The following is an 8,022-nucleotide window of genomic DNA, read 5'->3' as shown; positions in this document are numbered from 1 at the left end:
CAGCCGCAGTTCACGACAGGCGAAATCCGCAAAATAGGGGCCGATCGGCAATTGCCGGACGAATTTATGTCCGTTGAGCCGCCGGTCGCGCAGCTCATTCCAAAGTTTGCCCTCCGCATCGTTATCGGACTGACGCAATGATCGCGCTCGGGCAGTGGTTTTTGGCTTGGGGCCTCTCATTGAAGTCGTTCCGTGGGATTTGCCCCTCACCCTAACCCTCTTCCCGTTTTACGGGGAGAGGGGACTTAACTCAGCTGTCTCGTATGGCACGTCCCCTCGCCCCGTCAGAACCGCACGGTAAAATCGGTGCCCTTGCCGACTTCGGATTTGACGATCAGCCGCGCCCGGTGGCGGGTGAGGATGTGTTTGACGATGGCAAGGCCGAGGCCGGTGCCTTTTTTCGAGCGGCTGTCTTCGATGCTGACGCGGTAGAAGCGTTCCGTCAGACGCGGCACGTGCTCAGCCGGGATGCCCGGCCCCTTGTCGATGATGCTGACCTCGACGGGCCCGCCGGCGCCATTCTTCAGCCGGACGTCGACGACCTTGCCTTCCTGGCCGTATTTGCAGGCATTTTCCATCAGGTTTTCGAAGACCTGGACGAGCTCGTCGCGATCTCCCAGCACCTCGACCTTGCCGTCGGGCAGATGCAGGTTGATATCGACGCCGACGTCTCTGGCCAGAGGCACCAGCGAGTCGCGGACATGGCCGAGCAGCGGCACCAGGTCGACCTTCTCATCCGGTGCGATATGCGATTTCAGTTCCAGCCGCGAAAGCGACAGGAGGTCGTCGACCAGCCGGCTCATGCGTGTCGTCTGATCGAACATGATGCCCAGGAACTGCGCCTGCGCCTTCTGATCGTTCTTCGCCGGCCCCTGAATGGTCTCGATGAAGCCGCGCAGCGAGGCGAGCGGCGTGCGCAGCTCGTGGCTGGCATTGGCGACGAAATCGGAGCGCATGCGGTCGATGCGGCGAACCTCCGATATATCGCGGAAGGAGAGGATGAAAAACCGCTCGCGCTGGCCGTCGGCCTTGAATTCGACGGGCGCGCTGCGGACGATATAGACGCGCTCGGACGGCAGCCGCTCGGCATGCTCGATCTGGTTCGGCGCATTGGTGGCGATGGTTTCGCGCACCATGTCGAGCACGCCGGGCGAGCGCAGCCGGGCCGATATGTGGGCGCCGAGCGCCACTTCGCCGAAGGCCTTTTCAGCGGCGCGGTTCTGGAAGAGCACCGAGGCATCTTCCGACAGCACCATCACGGGAATATCGAGGCCGGCAAGCGTGGCGGAAATGTCAGGCAGGCGGCTCGGCGGCGCTTCCGGCTCCGTCTCCTCCGGCTCGCCCGGCTCCGGCTTAAGCACCGGCGCCTCGTTGAACAGCGCGGTCAAGCTCATCACGAGCAGGAGAACAAGCACCACCCACTTGTTCATGCCGGCGGCGAGAGCGATGAGGGCGCTGAGGATGGCCGCAAGCAGCACCGGCCGCTCGCGTCGGATGCGCGCCAACAGGCTTTTTCTCCACGGGATTTCGTCTTGCAAGTGGGCCTCGCGGCGTCGATTCGTTTTTCTTTATATTGGAACTCTGCCTGATAGCGGCAATTCATGACAGAAGTTTTCGGCTGCCGCGCCCGAAACGAAAGACCGCAGCGCAAGCCTTGAGAAATATTGCCGGCGGCCCGCGAAAGATTTGATTTTCAATGGCAAATATGTTCGCCTGCGGCAAGATGGCCACCAGCGCAGGAGGAGCATATGGGCGAGGATGTCGAAAGCAGGGCGGTGGAACTGGATATCCGCGGCAAGAAGCGCGTCTTCGACGTCGATGATCCTGTCCTGCCGGACTGGGTGGAGGAACATGCGCTGGAATCCGGCGCATTTCCCTACAAGAAGAAACTCAACGAGGAGGACTATCTGGAGCAGCTGGAAAAGCTGCAGGTGGAACTCGTCAAGGTGCAGTTCTGGCTGCAGGCATCAGGCAAGCGGGTGATGGCGCTGTTCGAGGGACGGGACGCGGCCGGCAAGGGCGGCGCGATCTCGGCTTCCTCGGCGCATATGAACCCACGCCTTGCGCGCGTCGTCGCCCTCGCCAAGCCGACCGAACGCGAACAGGGACAATGGTATTTCCAGCGCTATGTCGCGCAGTTCCCGACATCGGGCGAATTCGTGCTGTTCGACCGCTCCTGGTACAACCGCGCCGGCGTCGAGCCGGTCATGGGCTTCTGCACGCCGCTGCAATATGAAGGCTTCCTCAAACAGGCGCCGCAGCTCGAAAAGATCATCGCCCATGAGGGCATCTTCTTCTTCAAATTCTACCTTGATATCGGCCGGGAGATGCAGATCAAGCGGTTCCATGACCGAAGGCACGATCCGCTGAAGGTCTGGAAGCTGTCGTCGATGGACATCGCGGCGCTGACGAAATGGGGCGATTACAGCGAAAAGCGCGATCGGATGCTGAAGGAAACCCACACGGATTTCGCGCCATGGACCGTCATCCGCGCCAATGACAAGCGGCGTGCGCGTCTGCAGCTCATCCGTCACATGCTGAACAGGATGGACTATGACGGTAAGGACAAGGCGGCGATCGGCGCGGTCGACGAAGAGATCATCGGCTCCGGCCCCGGCTTCCTGAAATAGGCCGTCTGCCGCCCGGCTGCATAATTGCCGGACAGCGCCGCGCGTCTTTTCAGACGCGGCGCTGTAAGACGCCGGTCACTGCCCCGGCAGGATGCGGATGGCGAAGAGGTTGATGCCGCGCGCCTTGCCGTCGAGATCGCTGTTGATCGTCAGCGTGCCCGGCGAATTCGGGGCGAGCGAGCGGTCGAACTTCACCTGCAGCAGCGCATCCGACTTTTCGCGGGTGACGGTGAAGCGATGGCGGGCGCAATTGCCGAGCGACTGGAAATTGCATTCGACCGTCACCTGCGTCGGCTCGTCGGTGGTCGATTGCAGCGTCAGCGCGATGGTCGAGGATTTGCCGGCAAGCTGCTGCAGCACCGAGGCCGGAACGCTGAAGGAGATATTGCCGTCAGCCGCGCCGCTTTCGGAAATCAGGCGCACGGCGGGACCGTCATTCTCGGTGATGTTTTCGGTGCGGGCCCGCGGGCCGCTTTTGATCTTGTCGGCCTCTTCAGGCTTGAACACCGGAATCCAGTCGGCCGAAAAACTGTTTTGCGGATCGATGGTCACCGGCTGATCGGTGTGGGTGGCGCCATCGCCGGCGCTGTCGTCATTGCCGGTGAAATCCTCCGGCTGGGTGCTCGCCGGCGGATTGGCGACGCTGGTGTCGCGTTCGGCCGCCGTCAACAGCAGGCCCGACGTATAGGCCCACCAGGCGCCGATGCCGATGAAGGCAAAGAGCACGCACCAGACGAGGAGCCGCGAAAAGAACTTGCGCGGCTTGCGGCGGCCCGCCGCCCGCTCCGGGCGGAAATCCATGCTGGTCGCACGCTCGCCGCGCGTCAGCCGCTCCTCGCCGGCCGGGGCGGCCGCGAGATGATCGGCATTGCCGGCGTGGACGTTGTCGAGGCTCGACTCGTCGCTGCGGTGCATGACCACCTCGGGAGAGCGGGCCTCGCCCGCGGCCACCGGACTGTCGATCAGGCTGCCGATATCGGTCACGTCGCCCCGATGAACCGGTGGCGCCGGCATTTCGACGACCGGCGGCACCGGCACCTCTGGCGGCCGTTGGCGGGGGTGGAGCCGGTCGCGCTCCTCGCCTTCGATGGCATGAATGGTGCTTTCCAGGCGGTGGCGGTGATGGGCGACGGCGTCGGCATCGGTAATATCCTGCTTGCGCAGGCCCGCTTCCAGCGCCTGGCGGGCCGACTGGTAGATCCTCGCTCGAACTTCCGGATTGTCGCGATCGGCATTTTCGAGCGCTGTTCTGATGGCCGTTTCTAATCCGCTCACATCTAGTCCTTCACCTTGAACCCGGCGTCGGACCACAATCCCCGCCGTTCTCCATCAAAATTCGGTAGCGGCAAGTGCGGCAAACCGCAAGCCTTGCGGACTCGCCCACCGTTGATCTCAGGCGATATTCGCCAGCTTTCACGGGCGCTCGGGCCTTACCTATCGTTCTCTCCGCCTGATATATCGGGCTGAAATCGACGAAGGCATGGCAGCCGCTCTTTTATCGGCTTTTCTTCTCTGTTATGAGATTGACGTTTTCGTAAACGTCAATGCGAGCGGTGAACCATGGCCCTGCCCCCGATCCTCAAGGATAAACTCAGACTGCCGGTGATCGGCTCGCCGCTCTTTATCATCTCGCATCCGGCGCTGACCCTGGCGCAATGCAAGGCAGGCGTCGTCGGCGCCTTTCCGGCGCTGAACGCCCGGCCGGAAAGCCAGCTCGACGAATGGCTGGCCGAGATCACCGAGGAGCTTGCCCGCCACGACGCCGCCCATCCGGAGCGACCGGCGGCACCCTTTGCCGTCAACCAGATCGTCCACATGTCGAACAAGCGGCTGGAGCATGACCTCTCGCTCTGCGTCAAATACAAGGTGCCTGTTGTCATCTCCTCGCTCGGCGCCGTGCCGGAGGTCAATGCCGCAGTGCATTCCTATGGCGGCATCGTGCTGCACGACATTATCAACAATCGCCATGCCCATTCGGCGATCCGGAAGGGTGCCGACGGGCTGATTGCGGTGGCATCGGGCGCCGGCGGCCATGCCGGCACGCTGTCGCCTTTTGCCCTCGTCCAGGAAATCCGCGAATGGTTCGACGGGCCGCTGCTGCTTGCCGGCGCGATTTCGACCGGCGGCGCCATCCTCGCCGCCGAGGCGATGGGCGCCGATATGGCCTATATCGGCTCGCCCTTCATCGCCACGCAAGAGGCGCGCGCTGCCGACGCCTACAAGCAGGCGATCGTCGAGGGGGCTGCGGCCGACATCGTTTATTCCAACTATTTCACCGGCGTGCACGGCAACTATCTCAAGCCCTCGATCGTCGCCGCCGGCATGGACCCCGACAACCTGCCCGTCGCCGACCCGTCGAAGATGGATTTCGAACAGGCGACCGGCGGCGCCAAGGCCTGGAAGGACATATGGGGCAGCGGCCAGGGCATCGGCGCCGTCAAGGCGGTTGAGCCGGTGGCCAAACTCGTCGACCGGCTGGAGGCTGAATACAGGGCCGCCCGCGCCCGGCTGGCGCTCTGAGGGCGGTCTTCCACACCCCTGCCCTCTTTTTTGTCAAAGGCATGACAGGGTGCTTGAAATCTTCGGACAATGCCTGTATCAGCGCCATGCAAATCGCAGGCCGCACGCTTCGGCCGCCAAATGCCGCTTTAGCTCAGTCGGTAGAGCACATCATTCGTAATGATGGGGTCACGTGTTCGAGTCACGTAAGCGGCACCATTTTTCTCCCATATTTGAAATAGCTGGATACTTCATGCCAATCGCTGAGCGTCATACGTCTCATCGAAGTGGCAAGTTGAACTGCACCAAAATCATAGTCACAAGCTCAGCTGACACGGTGACGAATGCGTTAGTTCGCAAGACTTGCCGATCGCCTTTAGGTAGGTAATGCTGCGAACATTGATTCAAAGCTAAATTGAAAGCCGCCTACTTGCAGTCTCCCAAATTCCAATTCCTGCAACAGGACCTCAAAGATGTCTTCTCTGCTTCGCTGATGCGCGAAGAATGGAAGAAGCGTGTTCGCTATCAACTTAGAAAACAACTCGTATTCGATGCAATCGAGTACCGCGACTATAACGATAACTTAACGAAATTGATTTCTCAGATTCAAAGAGAGGTTCTGTCTGGGGAGTACATCGTAAGGAAGCCAAAGAGGTTTTTAGCGGAAAAGTCCCGCGGTTTATGCCGCCAAATGACACTGGTCCACCCCAGAGACCTGCTTGTGTTAGAGCGGCTTTCCAGAAGTATATTCTTTGAACTTAAATCGAAAGCGCCCAGCAAGGCCGCGTTCTTTGAGCCGGACGATGGCAACTTTGTTAAAGGTTTTCAGCAGAGCGACCATCAATATGGTTCATTTGCAAGTTGGAAGCGATTTCAAAAAGCGGTTTTTGGTTTCGCTAATGAGAACAATTATATCGTGATCACGGACGTTGCAAATTTTTATGACTTCATAAATTTCCAGCATCTCCGAAATATAATTGCTTCTCTAGCCAACATTCGCGAAGCTGTATTAGATCTATTGATCCACGTCTTAAATCGCATGACGTGGACACCTGATTTTATGCCCCTAACGCAAATTGGAATGCCTCAGATCGAAACTACGGCAACGCGGGTTCTAGCGAACGCTATGTTGTACGAGGTAGACAAGGTTTGTGAAAATTCAGCCGTGTCTAACTATGCGAGATTCATGGATGACATGGACATCGGCGTTAACACGTTAGCGCAGGCAAAAGCCGTCGTGCGCGACTTAGATTTGACTCTCCAGTCTCGCCAACTGCGCCTAAACTCCTCAAAGACGCGAATTCTCTCTCAGCCCGAGGCTTTCGATCATTTTTGCGTTGAAGAGAATTCGGAATTGGCTGAGTTTGCAGACGCAATCGCGAAAGGTGACAAATCTTCAACCATTCAAGATTCGATCGCTTCCAAGTACGAAACCTGGCTTGATCGGAAAAATGGAGGAGAACCAGGACCGGAATCTCCGTTTAAAAGAGACAACGGATCCAAGATTCATAAATTTATTTTCAGTCTGATGCACGAGTGCGGCCACAATATCCCCGACGGCGATCTAGTCTGGCTTATCAAAAACAGTCCTGCAATGAGATCAACTGCACTTCGGTATCTGGCCTACTCGAACAGTAACAATGCTGCATTTTATGAGCTCAGTGATTTTATCTCAACTGGGGCATTTGTCGATGATGCTTCATTCGTTGAAATAACTGGCTACCTCCTTCACGCGAGATTCCAACGCGTCAATAAGTTGATCCAACTGGTTCGGAACTTTTGTAAAATCGCATCACTAAGAGGCGGCGTCTGCCTCCACGGCGCAATTTTTGTCGCTGGCAAGTTCCTGCCAAGAGGGGATGTGATTGCGCTTCTTGGAAATAATACGGGAAAGATAGCGGAAGACTTCTGGCTTTGTCGAGCAGCGGCCGGGATTGCGCCGCTCTTTATGCATACAAATGACTGGCCTCACTTTCATGACGTAATAACAAAATTAGAGAGCGAAGACGCAAATTCTGTATTTAATTATTTTAACTCGTTGTGCAGCGACGTTCAAATATCGAAATCACAAAAATCATATCTATCCGCATCGAACGACAGCTATCCTCAAAAAATATACTTCCCGAAAGTGCTATCTCTCCTCGCAATCTCAAAGAATAAAGACATCAAGAAAATCCTACCAAAAATGCACACTTTGCATCCGGCACTGAAAGGCGACCCCTTCTTTCGTCAAATGGGTTTTTAATTGTAGACGCCCGAATACTAGCCCGAAGCAATCGTCCCGCGATCGTAGCTCGTGAAAGGAACAATGCCGCCGCCGGACAGGTTCTCCCCTCTGAGACAACAAGGATGGAGAAAACCATGTCCTGTAAACTCATCGCGATATCGCTTCTTTCGATCGGCCTTGCCGGCTCGGCGCTGGCGCAGACGACCGGCGGTGCAAATTCCAGTGGGCGGCTTTCGGTGGCGCCTGTCATCGGCGGCTCGGGGAGCTCGGGCGCGGGTTCGGCCGGTACCGGATCCGTCGGTACGGGCTCGGCCGGCACCGGCTCTGTCGGCACCGATCCCGGTACGACCGGCAGCACCATCGGAACTGGCGGCGTCGATCTCAACAGCGGGCGCAGCACAATCAATCCCGGGGGCGTCAATCCGGATCTTCAGCAGGTGCCGGGCTGCACGGCCGGCACCGGCTCACTCAGCGAAGCATGCCAGCAGTGAGGTGGGCAGGCGCTCGCCTCCGATAGAATGAGGGTCGGGCCGCGATCGCGCCGGGCCTTCATTTCGGCTGACGTCGCGCAAAAACGACGGCTGCCGCGAGAATTGCTTTACCGACTGGCTTTCAGGTCGTAGAACGACTGTAAGCGTCCGGCGAACGCATTTTCGGGTGTCGAGA

The 8,022-nt window shown here is 58.4% G+C and carries 7 protein-coding genes and 1 tRNA gene; 5 read left to right on the top strand and 3 right to left on the bottom strand.

The window, feature by feature from the left end:
- The coding region (locus CO655_RS32610) for a DUF559 domain-containing protein (RefSeq protein ID WP_141514393.1) at positions 1–180 on the bottom strand (180 nt) is incomplete at its 3' end.
- A 104-nt stretch (positions 181–284) separates the two neighbouring features.
- Positions 285–1,505, bottom strand: coding sequence for a phosphate regulon sensor histidine kinase PhoR (phoR, locus tag CO655_RS32605; protein ID WP_097606954.1), 1,221 nt, complete (start codon positions 1,503–1,505; stop codon positions 285–287).
- 243 nt (positions 1,506–1,748) lie between these two features.
- Here phoR and ppk2 point away from each other — a divergent pair, with 243 nt between their 5' ends.
- The gene (ppk2, locus tag CO655_RS32600) at positions 1,749–2,630 is read left to right on the top strand and encodes a polyphosphate kinase 2 (protein WP_097667937.1); all 882 of its coding nucleotides are present in this window, start codon (positions 1,749–1,751) and stop codon (positions 2,628–2,630) included.
- 75 nt (positions 2,631–2,705) lie between these two features.
- Here the strand turns inward: ppk2 and CO655_RS32595 are convergent, their stop codons facing one another.
- Positions 2,706–3,905 carry a regulator gene (locus CO655_RS32595; protein WP_097667936.1) on the bottom strand — a complete coding sequence of 400 codons (1,200 nt, stop codon included), beginning with the start codon at positions 3,903–3,905 and terminating at the stop codon, positions 2,706–2,708.
- 285 nt (positions 3,906–4,190) lie between these two features.
- On the opposite strand from CO655_RS32595, the gene CO655_RS32590 reads away from it, so the two are divergent.
- The 4 genes from CO655_RS32590 to CO655_RS32575 all read left to right on the top strand — a co-directional run bounded on the left by CO655_RS32590 (position 4,191) and on the right by CO655_RS32575 (position 7,847).
- Positions 4,191–5,150 (top strand): nitronate monooxygenase family protein, encoded by a 960-nt coding sequence (locus CO655_RS32590; protein WP_097606951.1) that lies wholly within the window; start codon positions 4,191–4,193, stop codon positions 5,148–5,150.
- Between the two features lie 122 nt (positions 5,151–5,272).
- Positions 5,273–5,348, top strand: a tRNA-Thr gene (locus tag CO655_RS32585).
- Between the two features lie 196 nt (positions 5,349–5,544).
- Positions 5,545–7,374: an RNA-directed DNA polymerase gene (locus CO655_RS32580; protein ID WP_141514392.1), complete on the top strand. Its 1,830-nt coding sequence runs from the start codon at positions 5,545–5,547 to the stop codon at positions 7,372–7,374.
- Positions 7,375–7,478: 104 nt separating this feature from the next.
- Positions 7,479–7,847 carry a hypothetical protein gene (locus tag CO655_RS32575; protein ID WP_176539350.1) on the top strand — a complete coding sequence of 123 codons (369 nt, stop codon included), beginning with the start codon at positions 7,479–7,481 and terminating at the stop codon, positions 7,845–7,847.
- Positions 7,848–8,022: the final 175 nt, after the last annotated feature.

Source organism: Rhizobium sp. M1 (assembly GCF_002531805.1).
Classification (GTDB): domain Bacteria; phylum Pseudomonadota; class Alphaproteobacteria; order Rhizobiales; family Rhizobiaceae; genus Rhizobium; species Rhizobium etli_C.
Note: the sequence above shows the minus strand (reverse complement) of the source record. Positions and strands in the feature narration are given on the sequence as shown.